This window comes from Acinetobacter cumulans (assembly GCF_003024525.3).
Taxonomy (GTDB): Bacteria; Pseudomonadota; Gammaproteobacteria; order Pseudomonadales; family Moraxellaceae; genus Acinetobacter; species Acinetobacter cumulans.
The window spans coordinates 3,352,706-3,373,326 of sequence record NZ_CP035934.2; the positions used below are offsets into that span (position 1 = coordinate 3,352,706).

The window sequence follows — 20,621 nt, forward strand, 5'->3', positions numbered from 1 at the left end:
TTGGATAGAAAAATAGGATTGTTTTAAAAATGACTCAGCAAGCACAGCCGATCCAAGGCTCAATTGTCGCAATCGTCACCCCAATGTTCGAAGATGGCAGCGTAGATTGGAAGGGACTCGAAAAGCTCGTTGAGTGGCATATCCAAGAAGGCACAAACAGTATTGTTGCTGTAGGTACGACAGGCGAAGCATCGACTTTAAGCATGGCAGAACACACTCAAGTGATCAAAGAAATCATTCGTGTTGCCAACAAACGTATTCCAATTATTGCTGGTACGGGTGCAAACTCAACCCACGAAGCGATTGAACTGACCAAAGAAGCAAAAGAACTTGGTGCAGACGCCGCGCTACTCGTAACGCCTTATTATAATAAGCCAACTCAAGAAGGCCTGTTCCAACACTACAAAGCCATTGCTGAAGCTGCTGATTTACCCATGATTTTGTATAACGTACCAGGTCGTACTGGTGTCGATATGCTCAATGACACGGTTATTCGTTTAGCTGACATTCCACAAATTGTGGGCATTAAAGATGCAACAGGTGATGTGCCACGTGGTATTGAATTAATCAAAGGCCTTGAAGGCAAAAGCATGACTGTTTATTCAGGTGACGATGCTACGGCATATCAACTGATGGAACATGGCGCAAAAGGCAATATCTCTGTTACTGCCAATGTTGCACCAAAAGCAATGAGCAACGTATGTGCAGCAGCTCTTGCCGGTGATCATGCTAAAGCTACTGAAATTAATGCAACAGTTGCAAATCTACACAATATTTTATTTTGTGAATCTAACCCAATTCCTGTGAAATGGGCACTTCATGATATGGGCTTAATCAGCACAGGTATCCGCCTGCCGTTGACACCGCTTGCAGAACAATACCGCGCACCGCTACACGAAGCACTTAATCAAGCGGGCGTAATCAAATAAAGAGCAGTAAAATTATGCAATTACGTTTAGGTCTCACCCTTGCACTTTCAGTATTCAGTTTAGCAGGTTGTAGTTCTTTGGCCTTTAAAAATGGCACCTTAGATTATAAAGAAACCACAACTTTAGAACCGTTAAAATATCCTGAAGGTTCAATGGTGCGACCTGTGGCGCCATTGTACCCTGCTCCAACGGTTGACGCGCTTGCAATTGAGCATGCACCAAAACTTGAAAACAAACGTGGCAACCGTTTTGCTTTACCACGCCCAGATGCAGCTCAGGAACAATCCTCTGCAGACGACTCAAATAGCACAGCTATGCTAGGACATCCTCAGCTTTTAAGTGATGGAAATCAAAATCCTTTACTCAAAATTGATGGAAATTCTGCTACAATTTGGCAGTACACACTTGCTACCCTCAGTAGCCTCAATCACACCATCGTTGGTCAAAGCAAAAACCGTTATGAAGTAACTGTTAAAGTCGACCAAAAAACGTATGTGTTAAGACTTTCTTCTGTGGGTACTAGCAATAACCTAGCTGTATTCAATGCCGATAACACTTTTGCAGATAAAGAAGTCGCTGCAGAATTGTTAGCTCAGATTTACCAAAATTGGCCAGCCTAGACATTTCTAGGCATTTTTTTTGAAAAAGGTTCCCTCCATGTTAAAACAAACCTTGCTCTATACTGGTAAAGCGAAATCTGTTTATGAAACAGACAGTGCAGATCACCTCATCCTAGTCTTCCGTGACGATGCCTCTGCATTCAATGGCGAGAAAATCGAACAACTAGATCGTAAAGGTAAGGTGAACAACCGTTTTAACGCCTTTATCATGGAAAAATTGGCAGCCGCTGGTATTGAAACTCACTTTGAGAAACTTCTTTCTCCAACTGAAGTTTTAGTAAAAAAATTACACATGATTCCTGTGGAATGTGTAGTACGTAACTATGCAGCTGGTTCTTTATGCCGTCGTTTAGGTGTTGAAGAAGGTAAAGAATTGGTTCCACCAACATTCGAACTTTTCTTTAAAGACGATGCACTTGGCGATCCAATGGTAAATGAATCGCAAGCTATTTCTTTGGGTTGGGCGACTGCTGAGCAATTGGCTCAAATGAAAGACCTTACATACAAAGTAAATGACGTACTGAAAGAACTTTTTGCTACAGGTAACATGCTTCTTGTTGATTTCAAACTTGAATTTGGTGTTTTCCATGACCGTATCGTACTGGGTGATGAATTCTCTCCAGATGGTTGCCGTCTATGGGACAAAGACACCAAGAAAAAACTCGACAAAGACCGTTTCCGTCAAGGCCTAGGCGGTGTTGTTGAAGCATACGAAGAAGTTGCTGCACGTATTGGCATCGACCTTTCAGACATCTAATTGATTCTGAAACTTCACACAAAAAACCGAGCCTTGCTCGGTTTTTTGTTTTTATCGCCTGAGTACTTCACTATGGCGCAGACAGTTTCTTGAAGAGAAATAGCAGAGTCATAAATAATATTTTACCAGTCGTAAAATTTTTAGTTATATTCTTAATAATAAATTCAAATACTTTTAACTTAATCTAAAAAACAAATCAAACTTATAAAAATGCCCGTTTTTACAAACAAGGCAAAGCCTCTTATCATACAAAACAGATTAGACAGCCAGAGTGATCTCAAACCAATCATATCTGTGCTGTCGACCAAATTTGTTATTGTCTGCATAGATGTCTGACACAAAAGCTTTCTTTTTCGGCCCAGTTCTCCCCCAAGATACTGGGCTTTTTTTTGTCCAGACATGCTCGCTTTGTACTTTATTGTTGCTGTTGTTGTTCCTGCCAACGGCGTTGTTGCAAACGCTCCCCCTCAACCTCACGCTTATTACGTGCCGACTCATACAACTTCGTGCCTTTTAATTCAGGTGGAAGGTAATCTTGACGAACAAAATGCTCTGGATAATTGTGTGGGTATAAATAGTGGGCACCGTAGCCTTGTTCTTTCATCAATTTGGTAGGTGCATTACGTAAATGTAAAGGCACAGGCAAATTCGCAGTTTTCTCGGCCAAATCCATGGCTTTGTTAATCGCTAAATAGGTACTGTTGCTTTTTGCACTGGTAGCTAAATATACAACGCATTGGCCCAATATAATGCGTGCTTCAGGCATGCCAATCGCTTGTACCGAACGGAAGCATTCACCCGCCAGCAATAAGGCATTCGGATTCGAATTACCAATATCTTCGGATGCTGCAATCAGCATACGGCGTGCTAAAAATACAGGATCTTCACCGCCTTTGAGCATACGTGCCAGCCAGTACAAAGCTGCATCTGGGTCACTGCCACGAATCGATTTAATCATGGCAGACACTAAGTCATAATGTTGCTCACCAGATTTGTCATAACGGGCAATATTTTGCTGTGCAACTTTCACTACGACTGCATTCGTAATAATATTTTCTAAATCTGCTTCAAACGTGCTGGCCACTAAATCCAACAAATTGAGTGCCTTTCGAGCATCTCCAGCAGCAAATTGGATCAAAGCTTCATATTCTTCTATTTGAATATAACGGTCTTTTAAAAATTGATCTTGCTCAATTGCATGCTTTAATAATTTTTGTATAGAAGCTTCATCTAAAGCATTTAAGGTATAGACCTGACAGCGGGATAGTAGTGCGCTATTCACTTCAAAAGATGGATTCTCCGTGGTCGCACCAATTAAAGTGATTTTGCCTTTTTCAACTGCATTTAATAATGCATCTTGCTGAGACTTATTAAAACGATGAATCTCATCAATAAACACCACAGGCGTGAGTAAATCACCGCTGTCTGCAATCACTTCACGTAGCTCTTTAACACCCGTATTTAAAGCCGATAAACTCACAAAAGGCCGATCAACAGCTTGAGCCAATAGCAAGGCAATTGTGGTTTTACCAACACCAGGTGGCCCCCAAAATATAATAGAGGGTAAATGCCCTTGATCAATCATCTGACGCAATGGCGCTTCCTCTCCCAGCAGGTGATCCTGCCCAGTAATCTCAGAAAGGTCGCGGGGTCTAATTCGTTCTGGAAGCGGAATATTGCTGTCTGACATTGTCTAAATTCACGGCTGCTTAAAAATACATCGGGCTCTATTCTAACACTAGCTTTTTTAATTTAAGCAGGAATATTCTGTGCCGTTTATAGAAGTTTTTTGGGTATTCATCGGCTAATTGTTGGATGGTCTGAATTTTGTGGAAAGTTTAAAATAAATATGATTAGTTGTTTGTAAAACACTTCCTGAAAGCAATGCTTCAAGCTATGCTTGGAAGGATAACACGTACAGAAACAAGGATTGCTTCTGCCGCCATAGCCACATTGGTGACCCCATGAAATCATCATCGAAGAACAAACCAGCCGTGCCACACGCTCAGTATGATACTGAGCTTAGAACAACTTTAAATAAAGCACAGCGCAGTGTTGCCGATGATGTCATGTTACAACAATTTGCCAATAATATACCGTTGCCACTTTGGCTACAAACTGCTCAAGGTCCTGCTTTTAGCAACAGTAAACTTTGCCAGTTTATCGATGTCGACCTGAACCAACATCTACCAGAAAAATGGTTAAACTATATTCATCCAGAAGACTTCGAACATTTCATTGTTCTATGGCAAAAAGCACAACAAACCAAACAAAATTTTAAAAAAGAATGTCGCCTTAAACATCATCAACTTGGCTATCGCATGTGTGCCGTTCACATCGAATTTCCACAAGCACCCAACTCATTATTTGAATGTTCAGTCAGTTTTATCGACATTCATGACAGTTATGAAAAACAACAAGCGCTCAGCCATCAAGTATCAGCACAAAATAAAATGCTCAATGCCAGTATCGATTGCATTAAAATTTTGGCACCCGATGGCAACTTAACACACATGAATCGTTCAGGATGTTTGGCTTTAGGCGTATCGGTTACTGAAAAAAAATTTGGGATGCCTTGGTTAAATTTATTACCTGAAGACATTCGCAAAGCAGGTTCAGCAGCCTTAGCTCAAGCCTGCCAAGGCAAAAATACCCGATTTGCAAGCAAGAGTACCCTTGACGGACAAACGCACCAGTTTTGGGACAATATTTTGACGCCCATTGTGGACGAAAATGGGGTAACTGAAAGTATTTTATGTGTGTCACGTGATGTGACCCAACAAAAAGCAGCCGAAAGTCGCTTACAACAAATCATAGAACATGATGAGCTGACTGGCTTATTTAACCGTCGTGCCTTTACTCGAATTTTTAAAAAGCACCTGCAATATGCGCTCAATTATGATCATCAAATTGGCCTAATGCTGATTGACCTCGACTATTTTAAGCACGTTAACGATACGCTCGGTCATGTTGCAGGCGATCATTTATTACACACCCTTGGCCAACGTTTTAAAAGCTGTTTTTCTGAAGATATTATTGTTTCACGCCTTGGTGGTGATGAGTTTGCAATCTTGGTACCCGAGCTTGTCGATGAGCAACAGCTGATGGATGTGGCTCACCAAGCTTGGTTACAACTGGATATGCCCATTAGCTACACAGGGCAATTTATTAATGGTGGTATGAGTATCGGTTGTTCGATCTATCCCCGTGATGCGCAGAGTTCATCAAACTTAATGAAATGTGCCGATATTGCGCTGAATGATTTAAAAATTAGCGGACGCGGTGGCATACGCATGTTTAATCTAGACATGTTTAAAGCACTTGAAGCCACTACACGCCAGCTCACTTTGGCACGTAGTATCATTAAAAATGATCAAATTGAGCCTTTCTACCAACCCAAAGTTCAGCTCCAAGATAGTCGTGTGATTGGCTTTGAGGCCCTACTCCGTTGGAAAGATCAACACGGTGTACTACAACTGCCTTCACATATTTATGCTGCTTTCCAAGATTATGACTTGGCTTCGCGCATTAGCGAAACCATGCAAAATAAAATCTTCCAAGATATGAATGAATGGCAGGATCAAGGCTTAGAACTCTTACCGATTTCAATTAATGCAGCACCCGTCGAATTTTTACGAGACGACTATGCAGAGAAAATGCTTCAGCGCCTACAAAAGTACAAAATTCCGCATGATAAAGTAGAAGTTGAAATTACCGAGCAAAGTTTGTCTGAACGAGGTTCTCATTATGTGATTCGTGCTTTGCATCTGCTGAAAAAAGAAGGCTTGAGTATTTCTTTAGACGATTTTGGTACAGGACATTCATCACTGACACGCCTCAGCGACTACCCAATTGACTGTATTAAAATTGATCGTAACTTTGTAGAACGTATGACCAAAGACTCCTCGGCACTTGCAATCGTCAAAGCCATTACACAGCTAGGCTCGAGTATTTCTATGGATATTTTGGTTGAAGGAATTGAAAATACAGAGCAACTCAATGTACTCAAAGATTGTGAATGCCAAAAAGGCCAAGGCTTTTATTTTTATCGCCCAATGAGCTTTGAACATATTAGCGCACTGTTAGAGGTACGCTAATACCCTTCTTGTTTGTGCTTTGATTTTAGTCATGCTTTATTTTTACAACATCATGAGCTCCATTCAGCAATGTATTTGATTAGTGCTTGCCTCGTTGGGCAGACTGTTCGCTACGATGCAAAAAGCTATACCTATCCTATACTGCAGCAACTTGTAGACTCAGGCCAAGCTATCATAGCCTGCCCTGAAATGTTAGGTGGTTTGGCATGTCCGCGTGCACCCGCAGAAATTCATGGTGGTACAGCACTCGATGTGCTCCAATCGCGTGCGCACATTCTCGACAATACTGGTTTAGATGTCACACAAGCATTTTTAAACGGTGCTTATCAGACACTCAGATTGGCTCAGAAACACCATGTTAGCGTGGCAATTCTTAAAGAGAAAAGCCCATCCTGCGGGCGACATTGGATTTATGATGGACAGTTTACTGGGCAACTCATCACGGGTATGGGTCTCACTGCGACCTTACTCCAGCAAGAAGGTATTCAGGTATGCTCAGAACATGATTTTATCAGCGCGTGGCCAGAAGCTTAACGCACCCAGCGCACGATGTATTCTTCAATCTCTTCTGGGTCGACATCTAATTCACTAATGCAACGACCCGCGGCTGTTTTCTTTACGGTCATCACCGTTTGGCGACTACCCGAAATTAAATAATGCCATGAAGGCAATTTTTTACCTTCTTGCACTCGCTTATATGCGCAGCTTGAAGGCAACCAGCGAATGGTATCAACTTGTGCGGGTGTGAGTTGAATACAATCAGGCACCGAGTCTTTTCGATGGACATAATCCGAGCATTGACCAGTTTTACAGTCCAATAACTGGCAAGCAACGTTGGTATAAGCCACTTCCTGAGTTTCATCATCTTCGAGCTTGATCAGACAACATAAACCACAACCATCACATAAGGCTTCCCACTCAGCAGAATTTAACTCTGCAAGCGTGTAGTTCTTCCAAAATTGAGGGCGTAAGGTTTCCGTCATCATCGTGTCATATCAGTCTAAAAAAGCTGAATCAGTATACCAGTACATCCACAAACTTTGCGGATCCCATTGGGTCATACACCCGCACAAATAGATTAAAACTTAATCAACATATTGCCAACGAAAGATCAACATTAGCTTGAACTGCATCACACTATACTGAATATGAAAAGAAAAACACTTGGAGAATAACAATGTTCCGTTGGGCGATTATATTTGCTGTGATTGCACTCATTGCCAGTTTATTAGGATTTGGTGGTGTTGCTGGTCTTTCTAAAGACTTTGCTGTGATTTTATTGGTAATCGCAGTGATTCTAGCCATTGTAGGCTTTCTCTCTCGAGGCAAAGTCTAAAAGCTACGTTAAATTCTCAAATGTCATGTCTATGGCACAAAAAAAACAGCACCTCATGTGCTGTTTTTTTAGATCCAATATCTAGGTTATATCCACACCTATACTGCATTAGGGTTTTAAATGACGCGGTCTAAAACCCATCGCGATTAAAGCAATCAGGTAAGCAACAACCCCAACAACGCATAGACCAATGACTTCTGCAACACGTATCCATTGTGATACTTCGCCGTTGTACCAGGTTAAGGCATACCATAGGGCACCAATCATCACGATATTGGCCACTGCAAATTGCACTGCAAGCTTTTTCCAATGCGCACCAAAACGGAAAATATTGCGTTTATGCAGATAGAAATACAACATCCCTGCATTGACCAATGCCGAACCAGAAGATGCTAAAGCCAAAGCCATGTGCTCTGCATGCCAGTCAATCAGTTTAAAGAAGCCAATAAATACCACGTTTAAAATCGCATTGGCTGCAACCGCCATCAAGCCAACACGTACAGGTGTTTTGGTGTCTTGTTGTGCATAAAAACCTGGTGCAAAAACCTTAATCAGCATAAATGAAATTACCCCAGCACTCATACATTGCAGTGCCAAAGCGGTCATTTGTGTGTCTTCTAAACTAAATGCACCACGTTGGAATAAGGCTTGAATAATTGGCGTAGACAGCATGAACAAAGCAATACTGGCAGGGATACCCACCAAAATAATCACTTTGGCCGCCCAATCAATCATGCCACGGAATTTGGCTTGATCTTGCTCAGCATGACGTGCTGACAACGACGGTAAAATGACTGTACCAATCGCCACCCCAATTAAGCCCAAAGGTAACTCGGTCATACGTTCTGCACTATATAACCATGATACTGAGCCATCTTGCATGAACGATGCCCAAATGGTATTGAGCAAGAGGTTAATTTGTGTGACCGATACACCAAAGAGTGCAGGTAACATCAATTTCATGATGCGATCTACACCTTCGTGTTTAAAATCAACTTTAGGTGGAATGAGTAATTTTTTCTTCCACAGCTCTGGAATCTGAATCACTAACTGTAAAATACCTGCAATAAATACCGCCCAACCCAAGGCCATAATCGGCTCTGCCATATACGGCGTAAGCCACCATGCCCCAGCAATCATCGCTAAGTTAAGCAATACAGGCGAAAATGCGGGTGAAAAAAATGAGCCATAACTGTTTAAAATACTGCTGGCAAAAGCCGTTAAGGACATAAACAGTAAATACGGAATCGTTAAGCGAAACATCTCCGTAGCCAAGGCAAACTTTTCAGGATCATTATGAAAGCCTGGTGCATAAATATATAAAATTGCAGGTGCGGCAATCATTGCGACAAACGTCAGCGCACTCATAAAAGTTGCCAAACAGCCAAATACCCGACTAATCAGAATTTGTACTTCGGCATGTGTACGACTGGTTTTATATTCGGTCAGTACAGGAATAAAGGCTTGGGAAAATGCCCCTTCGGCAAATAAACGCCGAAAAAAGTTCGGAATACGAAATGCCACTACAAAGGTGTCAAAGTCCTTCCCTGCACCAAATACATTGAGTAGCACAATATCTCGGACTAAACCCAATACCCGTGACAACATGGTCATTGCGCTGACTATAACGGTTGACCGCCAAAGTGCCATCGTCTTCACCTAATTTTTAAATTGGCGCTATTGTAATGAAACTTAGGCCAACATTTCATTGGTTAAATTAGCGCTAGTTTGGTTATTTATTTGTTTTTAAAATGATGTAATTGTTTTCTAAACAATGCCCAGTCAAAAAACGGCCCTGGATCGGTTTTACGTCCCGGTGCAATATCTGAATGCCCTGCCAAGTGCTGTTGAAGCTTAGGATAAGCCTCTTGTAAACACGCGGTGACTTCGGTCAGTGCTTGATACTGATCAGCTGTAAACGCCAAATCATCACTGCCTTCAAGCTCAATGCCTATGGAATAATCGTTACATTCTTTTTTGCCCAAATAACTCGAACGACCTGCATGCCATGCCCGATCATTAAAATTGACAAATTGCAGTACTTCACCACTGCGTAAAATCAAAAGATGCGCCGAAACCTGCATCCCTTCAATAGTTTGAAAATACGGATGTACTGACCAATCCAATTGATTTTGAAAAAACTGCTCGATATAGCCACCGCCAAATTGCGACGGAGGCAAGCTAATGTTATGGACCACGAGCAACTGAATCTCGGTCTGTTCAGGGCGCTGATTATAATTAGGTGATGGCACTTGGCGTGCCCCCAACAATTGGCCCTCACAGACCCGAAAATTTGCCTCTCTTGGCATAAATCAATCCTAATTCATCTGATGTCATGCAGTATGCAACACACTACCTGAAGCCATGCTAAAACTTTCAATCTAAAATCTCAATTCAAGGTGATGATCCCCCTTCGGAAATATCGCTCATTTTTTAATGAACAATGCTAATATAACGCGCAAAATTTCCTCGGGTAAAAAGAGACGGAACTTCTATGAGCATATCTCAAACCTTGCTTGAACAAACTATTCAAATCAATATTCAGCAGGCGCTGCATGAAGATATTGGCGAAGGTGACATTACCGCGCTACTCACCCCTGAGGAAGAACAAGCAACCGCAACCATCATTAGCCGTGAAAGCATGATTCTTGCAGGCCAGCCTTGGGTCAATGCACTTATTCAAGCTTATGATCCGAATGTACAAATCACATGGCTCAAAAATGACGGTGATCGTGTCGAAGCCAATGAAGCCTTTTTAAAATTAGCCGGTTCTGCACGGAGCTTGTTAACCGTAGAACGCCCTGCCTTAAACTTTGTACAGACCTTGTCTGCTGTTGCCACCAAAACTGCTCAGTACGTGCAACAACTTGAAGGCTTACACACCAAACTTTTGGATACGCGTAAAACCTTACCCGGCCTACGTATTGCACAAAAATATGCCGTAGCAGTGGGTGGCGGTCAAAACCATCGTTTAGGGTTATTTGATGCCTTTTTAATTAAAGAAAACCACATTATGGCAGCGGGTGGTATTGCACAAGCCATTGCCAAAGCACATAGTATTGCACCAGGCAAAGCTGTAGAAGTTGAAGTTGAAACTTGGGATGAGCTTAACCAAGCCCTTGAAGCCAAAGCAGACATTGTGATGTTGGATAACTTTAGCCAACAACAAATGATTGATGCTGTGAAGCATGTGGCAGGACGTTGCAAATTAGAAGCATCAGGTAATATTACCATTGCAAATTTACGTGAAGTTGCAACCACAGGTGTCGATTATATCTCTATGGGCGTTCTCACTAAGGATGTCACCGCTGTAGATTTATCTATGCGTTTTAATGCCTAGGCAACACGGTATAAAAAAGCGCAGCATCGACTGCGCTTTTTTATGGGAAATCTTGTACTTAAACAGCACCCATAAATGGGTCTGAATAGCCATGTTCACCTGTTTCAACACGTCCTGCAAAACGACGTTCAAAACTTGATGAGGCACCCAAGCTGACACTAAAGTCATACCAACCATGCACGCTACTCATGTCTAGCACCAATTCAGTTTCACTGCCTGAAGTGGTTTTTATAGTCCATGTTTTGCCATCTAAATACGCATTGGCTTTTACCGTGAGCTCTGCACTTTGTGTGCCATCTTGGCGGACTTTCAAAAATATGCGCGCTGCACATTCTTCCATGCACACCCGAATTTCAGGCAAAACTGCCTGTTGGTTTTTATCTCGAATATCGCCCTTAAAACTACGATGAAAACCATTAGGGCCGAGCACCCACAGATCATATTTTCCATCTTGTAGTATCCAGTCATCATCCAATTGCTTACCCGCTTCAACCATATAACGACGTGGTACAGCATTTAAATCTAACTGGTTATACACATGGAAAACACCCGCCTGTGTGCCCGTATTAGAAAACAGTAACTTCACTTGATTGCTCGCCTCATTTAACTTGGCACTGCAATGCAGAATATAAGGCAAAGCACGCGATGGGCGTACCCCCGTGTCCTGCATCGGTTTTGCTTGCTGGCTTGGCACCTGAACTTGGCTGAGTTTTTCTTGATTGCTACGAATCATATCGGCCTGTGCCTTTGTTCGACTGCCGTCTAAAGTGGGCAATACTTGCGTATTTGGCGTTTTAAAATCAAAAGCTGAGCTTAAATCGCCACAGACGGCACGTCGATAAGGGCTAATATTCGGCTCGTGTACACCAAAGCGTTGCTCTAAAAATTGAATAATCGAAGTATGATCAAATACTTGTGAATTGACCCATCCACCACGACTCCAAGGTGAAATCACATACATGGGTACACGAACGCCTGGGCCATACACCCCATGCCAAAAATTGCTATTTTGCCCATTTACAAACTCAGGGCGTGGTTGGCTGACCGAACCTGCCACCGCAGGATGATTAAAATATTCATAGGAAAGTGCTTGATCCGATAAAGTCGTTTTACCGTGTACTTTTAAAATATCGCCTTGTGCATTAATCTCACGCGAAGGTGCTGAAGGTGATGGCACATGATCGAAGAAGCCATCATTTTCATCAAAATTGACCAAAAGTGCAGTTTGGCTCCAAAGCTCAGGATGATCGGTCAGTGCATTCAGAAGCTCCTGAATATACCAAGCGCCTTGCACTGGACTCGATGGACCAGGATGCTCACTATAGGTGGCGGGTGCAACAATCCAGCTCACTTGCGGTAATTTATTTTGCAACAAATCCTGCTTAAATTGCCCCAATAAGCCACCGTCATTGGGCATCGTATTGGCAATGCCTTTATATAAAGGCTCTTTTGCATCAATAGCTTCATCATAAGCAGGGCAAACCGCTAATGCATGGCTCACAGGTTGCCCTGAACGTTCATTGGCTGCTCGGTATTGCTTAAAGCCTGCCAAGGGATTATCGGTAAAATTATCGGGCATATTTTGATAAATTTTCCAGCTCACCCCTGCTTGCTGTAAACGCTCTGGATAGGTCATCCAATCATAGCCAACTGCCGAGCTACCAATTTCATCAAACTCATTGACTACGCTGGCGACTCCAGTCCCTGTTGGTCCATTGCTTCCTGTCCAAATAAACTGACGATTGGGGTTGGTCCCGGCATGCATCGCACAGTGATAAGCATCGCAAAGTGTAAACGCATCTGCCAATGCATACTGAAATTCAACTTCTGCTTTTTTAAAATAGCCCATCGATTGTGGCTTTTTATGCTCCACCCAATTGCCCATACGGCCACAGTCCCAAGCCGCTTGACCATCTTTCCATGAATGTGGCGTGCCACTCACCCGCTGCGCATTGCCTAGTCTGCTGTCTAAATGATAAGGGAAATAGACTGTTTTATTTTTATCGTACTGTGCCCAAACTTTTCGCCCTTCGCTTAAAGGAATCGCAAAGCGATCACCAAATCCACGCACACCTTTGAGCATGCCAAAATAGTTATCAAAGGAGCGATTTTCTTGGGTCAAAATAATCACATGCTTAATATCTTGAATCGTGCCTGTTTCAACTTTGGCATCTATGGCCAAGGCTTTTTGAATACTCAGTGGCAAGCTCGCTAAAGCAGTCGCCCCCAAAAGTGTTTTAGACGACTGAACTAAAAAATCACGACGGTTCATACCTATATCCTGTTGTTATTCTTAAGGTGCACAATGCATTTTACAATTGGGTTCAGGGGTTGGTGCTTGCGCATCACCTTGCGCCTGATCGTCTTTACATGCACTCAAAAGCAAGACTGAACTCATCATGAGCCCGACAAAAAAAACACGCATTTGCATTTCCTATCTGTAAATACCCTCATAGGAATAACGCATAGGCATGACCAAAACATGATGCTTTGATGTCAGGCAGATGAAAAAAAAACGCACCCAAAGGTGCGTTTAGTCTGGCCAATCAGGTCTTACCAACCCAATGCCTCTTGTTGCTTTTTAATCAATTCTTGAATGCCTTTTTCAGCCAATTCAAGCATTTCGTTACACTGCGCACGTGTAAATGGTTTGTCTTCTGCTGTGCCTTGAATTTCAATGAATTCGCCTGCTTGCGTCATCACCACGTTTAAATCTGTTTGGCAGTTTGAGTCTTCTTCATAGCAAAGATCAAGCAAAGCTTCGTCTTGATACATACCCACTGAAATCGCAGCCACTAAACCTTTTAGCGGATCATGCTTAATTTTTTTCTTTTCAAGCAATACATTCATGGCATCAATCAATGCAACCGCAGCACCTGTAATTGATGCAGTACGCGTACCACCATCAGCTTGAATCACATCACAGTCGATCGTAATGGTGTTTTCACCCAGTTTTTTCAAATCCACCATGGCACGTAAGCTACGGCCAATTAAGCGTTGAATTTCTTGCGTACGACCACTTTGTTTACCACGTGCCGCTTCACGATCAGAACGTGTATGTGTCGAACGTGGCAACATACCATATTCTGCTGTTACCCAACCTTGACCTTGACCTTTTAAGAAACGTGGCACTGAATGATCAATACTGGCAGTACACAAGACTTTTGTATGACCAAATTCAACCAATACCGAACCTTCGGCATAACGTGTGTAGTTACGGGTAATTTTGACATCACGTAATTGATCTAATGCTCGCTGGTCGATACGCATAAAGGGTCCTTCATTTTACTAAATTACAATGCGCTTCAGTATAGCAGAAGCCCGCTTCGAGTTTGACCACCACACTCAGCCTTTTACAAAATGCATGAATTCAAGCCGTATTTGCGTACTTTCTCCATGCGCTATTTTCCATGCCAGATCATCTCTAGGTGCTGCATACAATTTTTGCTAGACTGCAAACAAAGGATTTTCGGAACACAACATGTCGATACGCGATGAACGTAAACAACAAAGTCGACAAGCACTTTTAGATGCAGCCTTAGCATTAAGTGGCCAAGGACGTGCCTTTAGCAGTATGAGCCTACGTGAAATTGCCAAAGCCGCCAACTTAGTGCCGACCGCGTTTTATCGGCACTTTAGTGATATGGATGAGCTGGGTTTAGAACTGGTGGATCAAACCGCCTTACAGCTCAAACAAATGCAATATCAAATGGGGCAAGTCTTTCAACATCAGCCCGACACACGTATCCAAAACTGTATCCATTTACTGTTTCAGCATATTCAAATGCATCCAGAGCCATGGATTTTTTTTATTGCGGAACGCTGGGGCGGTTCTGCACATTTGCGTTATGCCATCCAACGTGAGATTCAATATTTAACTGCCGATTTAAGCGCAGATTTGGGGCGTACCCAAACGCTGAATCATATTCATCTACAGCATGATTTACAGGTCTTGTCACAAATTTTGATGAGCTTAGCCTTTAATTGGGCCATGAACTGGATGGACTTACAACGCTCTGTGGCCGCTGCAGAACTTGGCGCACAACAAGAACACCTCAAGCTCAGTGCAATTACTCAAGTTCAACTGCTCTTCCGCGGTATTTTGCATTGGGATCGCAATCAGCCATCGGTCTAACACGCGATCTTTAAGCATAAAAAAAACCCGCAACTTGCGGGTTTTTATTTAAGGTCGGCTTATTTGCCTGAACGTTCTTTTTCAATTAAGTAATTTAACACTTGAGTGACTTTTCCATCTTCACCTTGAATGACGTATTTACCATTCACCGTTACCGCAGGTACACCTGTCAATTGATAACGTTTTGCAAGATCTTGAGCTTGCGCAATTTTAGATGCGATTGGGAAAGAATCGTAAGTGCTATTAAATTTAGCTTCTGGAATACCAAACTGCGTAAAGTATTTGGCAAAAGCAGCTTTTTCTAAAATTGGTTTTTGGCCTTCATGAATCGCATGGAACAACATTAAATGTGTTTTTTGGCGTACCCCAAGTGCTTCCGAAACATAATATGCGCGCGCACCTTGTTCCCATACTGGATTCATGGCTGCCGGCGTACGTACAAAACGTACATCTTTAGGCATGTTTTTTAACCACGTTTGCATGTGCGGTTCAAGTTTAAAACAGTGTGGGCAGCCATACCAAAAGAATTCACGAACTTCAATTTTCCCCGGAACCTCAACTTGTACAGGGTTTGCGAGCACTGTATAGTCTTTTCCTGCAACAAAGTCAGCGGCCATCGCGCTACCAGAAACGGCAAAAACAGCAGCGACCAAACTGCCGAAAAGGAATTTTTTCATTGAGATTATAGTCCTCTAACTCATTATGATTAGCTTATGCGATCACTATAAATCATTTATGCAAATTTCGTTTCCATTCTGTGAACTTTTTTAGCGCTTTTATCGCTTTTTTTAGAATAAGCGCTACACTAATAAGCCTCTGACTTTATTTTAAAATATAACCCTTGCCTGAGGTGAACCCATGTCGCAGTTGAATGTTGATCCACAAGAAATTGCTAAGTTTGAAGCATTCGCTGCCATCTGGTGGGACCAGAACTCTGAATTCCGTCCATTACACATGATTAATCCACTCCGTTTAAATTGGATTGATGAGCATTCAGGTGGCATCGCAGGTAAAAAAGTTCTTGATGTCGGCTGTGGCGGTGGCATTTTGGCAGAAAGCATGGCACGTCGTGGCGCTCAAGTCTTGGGTATTGATATGGGCCTTGCACCGCTCAATGTTGCACGCCTACACGCAGAACAAGAAGGCGTCGACAATATCGAGTACCGTCAAGTACCCGTAGAGCAATTGGCCGAAGAACACGCTGGCCAATATGATGTGGTGACATGTATGGAAATGCTCGAACATGTGCCAGATCCAGCTTCAATTATTGCAGCCTGCAAAAAGTTAGTTAAGCCAGGTGGTCATGTGTTTTTCTCAACTATTAACCGTAACCCTAAATCATATTTATTTGCCATTATTGGTGCCGAATATGTGCTACGTATGCTGGCCAAAGGGACTCACGATTATCACAAATTTATTAAGCCTTCAGAATTAGCACATGACATTCGTGGCGCTCATTTAAAGCTCAAAAATATGACCGGGCTACATTACAACCCGCTGACCAAACGCTACTGGCTCGCACCCAATGTAGACGTCAACTACATGGTTCATACCGTGAATGAAGGCGCACAATGAAAGCGGTACTGTTTGATTTAGATGGGACACTGATCGACACTGCAGCCGACTTTATTCGTATTTTGCAAGACATGTGTCGCGAAAAAGGCTGTCCTGTCGTCGATACAGACCTGATCCGTACGCAAGTGTCGGAAGGCGCACGTGCGATGGTTAAATTGGTTTATCCTGAACTCGATGTAGAAGATCCGATCTTTTTGGCGCATCGCCAAGACTTTTTGGACCGATACGGCGCCGATATTGCGGTCGATACCGACTTATTTACAGGCATGCAAGCGCTGTTAGCCGAACTTGAACAGCATCAGATTCCTTGGGGTATTGTGACCAATAAACCCCGCTGGCTGAGCGAGTCTTTATTGCAAGCACTGAATTTGACAGCGCGCTGTTCAGTGCTGGTCTGCCCTGAAGATGTGAGTAAAACCAAACCAGATCCAGAGCCAATGTATTTGGCTGCTGATCAGATCCAAATTGACGCCAAAGACTGTATTTATGTGGGCGACCATCCACGTGATATTGATGCTGGGCGCAGTGCAGGTATGCACACCATTTTAGCAGCCTATGGCTATTTACCCCTTCAATATAAAGATGACTTAACAGCCTGGCATGCAGATTGTATAGTGAATACTGTTGTAGAATTACACGATGTCATTCGTCAGCACGTCATAGGTACAAATAGCATCTACCCTGCTCAAACCTAGCCAAAATAAAGACTGAAAAAACACAATAAAACGAGGAGATAGACAATGAAATATTCAGAATATCAACCTCGCCCCGATCTACTCAAAGATCGCATTATCCTAATTACAGGTGCGGGCGATGGTATCGGTCGTGCAGCTGCAATCACTTATGCTCTTCATGGCGCAACAGTGGTTTTGCATGGCCGTACACTGAACAAACTTGAAGTAATTTACGATGAAATTGAAGGATTGGGCGCACCACAACCTGCAATTTTACCGCTTCAATTGTCGAGTGCTTCTCCGCGTGATTATGAGTTATTGGTTGATACACTTGAGCGCCAATTTGGCCGTTTAGATGGTATTTTGCATAATGCAGGCATTTTGGGCGAGCGTACACCCTTAGCACATTATCCTGCCGATGTGTGGGATGATGTGATGGCCGTAAACTTACGTGCGCCTTTCGTACTCACGCAAGAATTATTACCGCTATTGCAAAAATCAGAACATGCCTCTGTGGTGTTTGCCAGTTCAGGTGTAGGCCGTGAAGCGCGTGAAAACTGGGGTGCATATTCTGTGTCTAAAATTGCCATTGAGGCTGTAAGCACTTTGTTTGCCAAAGAAAATCAGCACCCTAATATTCGCTTCAACTGTATCAATCCCGGTGCAACACGGACTGCGATGCGCGCAAAAGCCTATCCAGATGAAGATCCAAAAATCTTACCGACACCCGAGCAAATTATGCCGGCCTATTTATATTTGATGGGCGATGATAGCTTATCCCTCAATGGTGCCAGTATAGATGCACAAGATGCCTAAACGCATAACGGTATCAATGCATTAAATAAAAGGAGGCTTTGGCCTCCTTTTTTTCGGCACATACATTTTTTATGCTGAGTACATTCATGCCACATTGGCTTGTAATTCCAGACAATATGCGGATACTTATGCCAAACATTTTAAGCAATGAGTGTCCGACATGTCTGACTTTAGCAATATTACTGTAACACCAACCGAAGATGGCATGCTCAATCTATTGATTGATGGCAAAGCGATTTCTGAAAAATATGGTATGAAGTTTGATCCAAGTATTTTGGATGATCTCAAAGCCTTAGAAAATGGCCAAAATGTGAAGCTATTTGAGCAGTTTGTATTTTCACATACTGACTTAAACTTCGAACATCGTTATCAGTACGTGCTATGTATTGTGAAACAAAATGACCGCTATGAGACTGCAAAAAGTTTTGTTTATCGTATTACTGCAGAAGGCCAACCGCCTGTTGAACACGTGATTACCAAGCAAGGTGCTCCAATGACTGAGCAAGATGTACGTGAATTTATACAAGCACATTTACAAAAATCGCTGACCGACTACACTGACCTTCAATTTGCTTACTAAGCCTATATTTCGGATTAGGCTTTGCTTTTAAATCCTGTCATAGGTTTACACCCATAGATCGCACGATCACAAGGCAACCCCGTGTGCCTTGTGTGATTTACGCTAACGGGTCAGTTTAATATCCATTCATTCTGTACAAATCCTCAATTGATGACTTTATGCCATCAATCGTATTTTTAAATTATTTTTATAATTTTATTCGGTTTTTAAAATAAACAGATCTTCTCTATGCTGACTGCATTGATTTTGTAGTCTCAACACTCTGGAGATAGATCATGGCCGATCAACAACGTAAAACTGAAATTATTCGTTCAATTGAACAACTACAATTGTCTACAACTCTAATTATGGCACTGGATCATGCAAGTTCAGCGGAAGCAGTCGCTGAAGCGGTATATTCATTGTCTGGTCTAAGTGAGCAGTGGAACTAAAGGCAAATCTTCATGTGCTCATACGATTTCATTTACTCAGTTGCCAAAATAGGATTGAATAAAAACATCCCACTATATTCAATCCACAATTTACTTTCGTCACCATAAACAGATTTGATCATTTATAGATCTGCATTTTTAACGCATAATATCCTTATTATCTCTGCTTTATTTAAAGAATTATCGCACTATCTTCACAGTTTCTCTGCATTTTTTGCGTAGAGTAATCCCATACATTATGAATCATTTAGATGAGGACTTAACATGAAAAAGATTTTGACTGCATTAGCAATATCTTTCAGTGCTTTGACAGCAAGCAGCATTTCGATTGCTGGTCCTCATTTTGACCAACGCGATGGTTATGATCAGCCACGTGACTTCAACCGCGGGCAAGCGAAAAAAAATCGCGAATTCCGTGAAGATAATGATGGTGAACGCATGGAGATGCGTCGTATGCGTGAAGAGCGTGGTGTAAAACGCTTACAACAACATAAATGGCAAGCGGGTTATGTGCTTCCACAACATTATCGTGGTAATGGTTATAAAGTCGATTATCGAGACCAAAACTTACCAAGACCAGATCGTAATCAACAATGGTACAAAATTAACAATGACTACATTTTAGTCAACTCAGAGACCAACAGCATTATGCGTATTTTAGGTCTTTAGCCCCTTACACTGCATAGCCCAACATTGTTTGGGCTTTTTTTATGCCAGCACTTTTGCCTGCCAGTAGCTTAAGCAATTGATAGAGCATTCACCTGCACGCAATCTGCTATTTTTCTTCATACATTTCACAATTCCACTCTATATCCCTCACGCTTTCTCTGAACTTTGTCGGTAATTTAAAGTTATCGAAACAGAACAGCATTACAGCAATTTAGGTGAATGAAATGAAAAAACTGATCTCTTTTGCGACCCTTGCACTTTCAGGTTTAATCGCAACATCGGCAATGGCAGCGCCTGATCATCGTTTTGATGACCGTCGTGGTAATCCACCACCACCGCCAAGCCATGTTCAACCCCATGATTCACGTTGGGACAACAAACATCCACAACAATGGAATAACAACAATCAGTGGAATCAACAACGTGTAAACCCAAGCCGTGAATGGCGTAGTGGTCAAACCTTACCACGCGCGTTTCAGTCAACACGCTATAAAGTGAGTGACCGTGAAGCACGTAAATTACCCAACACTGGGCGCTACCAACAATGGTACAAAGTGAATGGCGACTATGTACTCATCAACGAACGTAACGACCGAATCATCCGAATCATTGGCTAATTCCTAAGCCTCGGTGAATATCCCTTTCGCACCTGTATAATTCAA

General features: G+C 42.4%; 23 protein-coding genes. 15 read left to right on the top strand and 8 right to left on the bottom strand.

The genetic code is table 11. The features are described 5' to 3' along the window. Positions 1-29: 29 nt before the first annotated feature. The 3 genes from dapA to purC are packed head-to-tail and all read left to right on the top strand — an operon-like array spanning position 30 to position 2,306. Positions 30-929 (top strand): 4-hydroxy-tetrahydrodipicolinate synthase, encoded by a 900-nt coding sequence (dapA, locus tag C9E88_RS15755; RefSeq protein WP_106984144.1) that lies wholly within the window; start codon positions 30-32, stop codon positions 927-929. 14 nt (positions 930-943) lie between these two features. Then, the gene (locus C9E88_RS15760; RefSeq protein ID WP_106984143.1) at positions 944-1,549 is read left to right on the top strand and encodes a lipoprotein-34 precursor (NlpB); all 606 of its coding nucleotides are present in this window, start codon (positions 944-946) and stop codon (positions 1,547-1,549) included. A gap of 37 nt (positions 1,550-1,586) precedes the next feature. Next, a complete protein-coding gene (purC, locus tag C9E88_RS15765) occupies positions 1,587-2,306 on the top strand; it encodes a phosphoribosylaminoimidazolesuccinocarboxamide synthase (RefSeq protein ID WP_106984142.1) in 720 nt (239 codons plus the stop codon). A 415-nt stretch (positions 2,307-2,721) separates the two neighbouring features. On the opposite strand, the gene C9E88_RS15770 is transcribed toward purC, so the two are convergent. Continuing rightward, positions 2,722-3,996 (bottom strand): replication-associated recombination protein A, encoded by a 1,275-nt coding sequence (locus C9E88_RS15770; RefSeq protein ID WP_106984141.1) that lies wholly within the window; start codon positions 3,994-3,996, stop codon positions 2,722-2,724. A gap of 274 nt (positions 3,997-4,270) precedes the next feature. On the opposite strand from C9E88_RS15770, the gene C9E88_RS15775 reads away from it, so the two are divergent. Together C9E88_RS15775 and C9E88_RS15780 are read left to right on the top strand one after the other, a co-directional pair. Continuing rightward, positions 4,271-6,403 (top strand): sensor domain-containing protein, encoded by a 2,133-nt coding sequence (locus tag C9E88_RS15775; RefSeq protein WP_106984140.1) that lies wholly within the window; start codon positions 4,271-4,273, stop codon positions 6,401-6,403. A 69-nt stretch (positions 6,404-6,472) separates the two neighbouring features. Next, positions 6,473-6,937, top strand: a complete 465-nt coding sequence (locus C9E88_RS15780) for a 2-thiouracil desulfurase family protein (protein WP_106984295.1) — start codon at positions 6,473-6,475, stop codon at positions 6,935-6,937. Here C9E88_RS15780 and C9E88_RS15785 read toward each other — a convergent pair. After that, positions 6,934-7,386, bottom strand: a complete 453-nt coding sequence (locus C9E88_RS15785) for a YcgN family cysteine cluster protein (RefSeq protein ID WP_106984294.1) — start codon at positions 7,384-7,386, stop codon at positions 6,934-6,936. The genes C9E88_RS15780 and C9E88_RS15785 overlap by 4 nt on opposite strands. 194 nt (positions 7,387-7,580) lie before the next feature. Between C9E88_RS15785 and C9E88_RS15790 the strand changes: the two genes are divergently transcribed. Further along, positions 7,581-7,739: a DUF1328 domain-containing protein gene (locus C9E88_RS15790; RefSeq protein WP_005006601.1), complete on the top strand. Its 159-nt coding sequence runs from the start codon at positions 7,581-7,583 to the stop codon at positions 7,737-7,739. Positions 7,740-7,847: 108 nt separating this feature from the next. Here the strand turns inward: C9E88_RS15790 and murJ are convergent, their stop codons facing one another. Together murJ and ampD are read right to left on the bottom strand one after the other, a co-directional pair. Then, complete coding sequence (gene murJ / locus C9E88_RS15795) at positions 7,848-9,398, bottom strand: murein biosynthesis integral membrane protein MurJ (protein WP_171356294.1); 1,551 nt, start codon at positions 9,396-9,398, stop codon at positions 7,848-7,850. A 77-nt stretch (positions 9,399-9,475) separates the two neighbouring features. Next, positions 9,476-10,048 (bottom strand): 1,6-anhydro-N-acetylmuramyl-L-alanine amidase AmpD, encoded by a 573-nt coding sequence (ampD, locus tag C9E88_RS15800; RefSeq protein ID WP_106984138.1) that lies wholly within the window; start codon positions 10,046-10,048, stop codon positions 9,476-9,478. Between the two features lie 185 nt (positions 10,049-10,233). On the opposite strand from ampD, the gene nadC reads away from it, so the two are divergent. Further along, positions 10,234-11,079: a carboxylating nicotinate-nucleotide diphosphorylase gene (gene nadC, locus C9E88_RS15805; RefSeq protein WP_106984137.1), complete on the top strand. Its 846-nt coding sequence runs from the start codon at positions 10,234-10,236 to the stop codon at positions 11,077-11,079. A 58-nt stretch (positions 11,080-11,137) separates the two neighbouring features. Here nadC and C9E88_RS15810 read toward each other — a convergent pair whose 3' ends face one another. The 3 genes from C9E88_RS15810 to rph all read right to left on the bottom strand — a co-directional run bounded on the left by C9E88_RS15810 (position 11,138) and on the right by rph (position 14,349). After that, entirely contained in the window at positions 11,138-13,351 is a 2,214-nt protein-coding gene (locus C9E88_RS15810; protein WP_106984136.1) for a phosphocholine-specific phospholipase C, read from the bottom strand. 21 nt (positions 13,352-13,372) lie between these two features. After that, the gene (locus tag C9E88_RS17935) at positions 13,373-13,504 is read right to left on the bottom strand and encodes a hypothetical protein (RefSeq protein ID WP_264766849.1); all 132 of its coding nucleotides are present in this window, start codon (positions 13,502-13,504) and stop codon (positions 13,373-13,375) included. Positions 13,505-13,632: 128 nt separating this feature from the next. Further along, positions 13,633-14,349 (bottom strand): ribonuclease PH, encoded by a 717-nt coding sequence (gene rph / locus C9E88_RS15815; protein ID WP_106984135.1) that lies wholly within the window; start codon positions 14,347-14,349, stop codon positions 13,633-13,635. 211 nt (positions 14,350-14,560) lie between these two features. On the opposite strand from rph, the gene C9E88_RS15820 reads away from it, so the two are divergent. Beyond that, entirely contained in the window at positions 14,561-15,214 is a 654-nt protein-coding gene (locus C9E88_RS15820; RefSeq protein WP_106984134.1) for a TetR family transcriptional regulator, read from the top strand. A gap of 59 nt (positions 15,215-15,273) precedes the next feature. Here C9E88_RS15820 and C9E88_RS15825 read toward each other — a convergent pair whose 3' ends face one another. Further along, on the bottom strand, positions 15,274-15,891 hold the full coding sequence (locus tag C9E88_RS15825; RefSeq protein WP_106984133.1) for a thiol:disulfide interchange protein DsbA/DsbL: 618 nt from the start codon (positions 15,889-15,891) through the stop codon (positions 15,274-15,276). 181 nt (positions 15,892-16,072) lie between these two features. Here C9E88_RS15825 and ubiG point away from each other — a divergent pair, with 181 nt between their 5' ends. From ubiG to C9E88_RS15855, 7 genes are all read left to right on the top strand, one after another. After that, positions 16,073-16,789 (top strand): bifunctional 2-polyprenyl-6-hydroxyphenol methylase/3-demethylubiquinol 3-O-methyltransferase UbiG, encoded by a 717-nt coding sequence (gene ubiG, locus C9E88_RS15830; protein WP_106984132.1) that lies wholly within the window; start codon positions 16,073-16,075, stop codon positions 16,787-16,789. Then, entirely contained in the window at positions 16,786-17,484 is a 699-nt protein-coding gene (locus tag C9E88_RS15835; RefSeq protein WP_106984131.1) for an HAD family hydrolase, read from the top strand. The genes ubiG and C9E88_RS15835 overlap by 4 nt, the downstream gene beginning before the upstream one ends. A 45-nt stretch (positions 17,485-17,529) precedes the next feature. Continuing rightward, positions 17,530-18,279, top strand: a complete 750-nt coding sequence (locus C9E88_RS15840; RefSeq protein WP_106984130.1) for a YciK family oxidoreductase — start codon at positions 17,530-17,532, stop codon at positions 18,277-18,279. Positions 18,280-18,439: 160 nt separating this feature from the next. Continuing rightward, positions 18,440-18,859 carry a hypothetical protein gene (locus C9E88_RS15845; protein ID WP_106984129.1) on the top strand — a complete coding sequence of 140 codons (420 nt, stop codon included), beginning with the start codon at positions 18,440-18,442 and terminating at the stop codon, positions 18,857-18,859. A gap of 275 nt (positions 18,860-19,134) precedes the next feature. Next, the gene (locus tag C9E88_RS17640) at positions 19,135-19,290 is read left to right on the top strand and encodes a hypothetical protein (protein ID WP_167514216.1); all 156 of its coding nucleotides are present in this window, start codon (positions 19,135-19,137) and stop codon (positions 19,288-19,290) included. Positions 19,291-19,554: 264 nt separating this feature from the next. Next, positions 19,555-19,959: an RcnB family protein gene (locus tag C9E88_RS15850; RefSeq protein WP_106984128.1), complete on the top strand. Its 405-nt coding sequence runs from the start codon at positions 19,555-19,557 to the stop codon at positions 19,957-19,959. Between the two features lie 224 nt (positions 19,960-20,183). Next, complete coding sequence (locus C9E88_RS15855) at positions 20,184-20,576, top strand: RcnB family protein (protein WP_106984127.1); 393 nt, start codon at positions 20,184-20,186, stop codon at positions 20,574-20,576. Positions 20,577-20,621 lie beyond the last annotated feature (45 nt).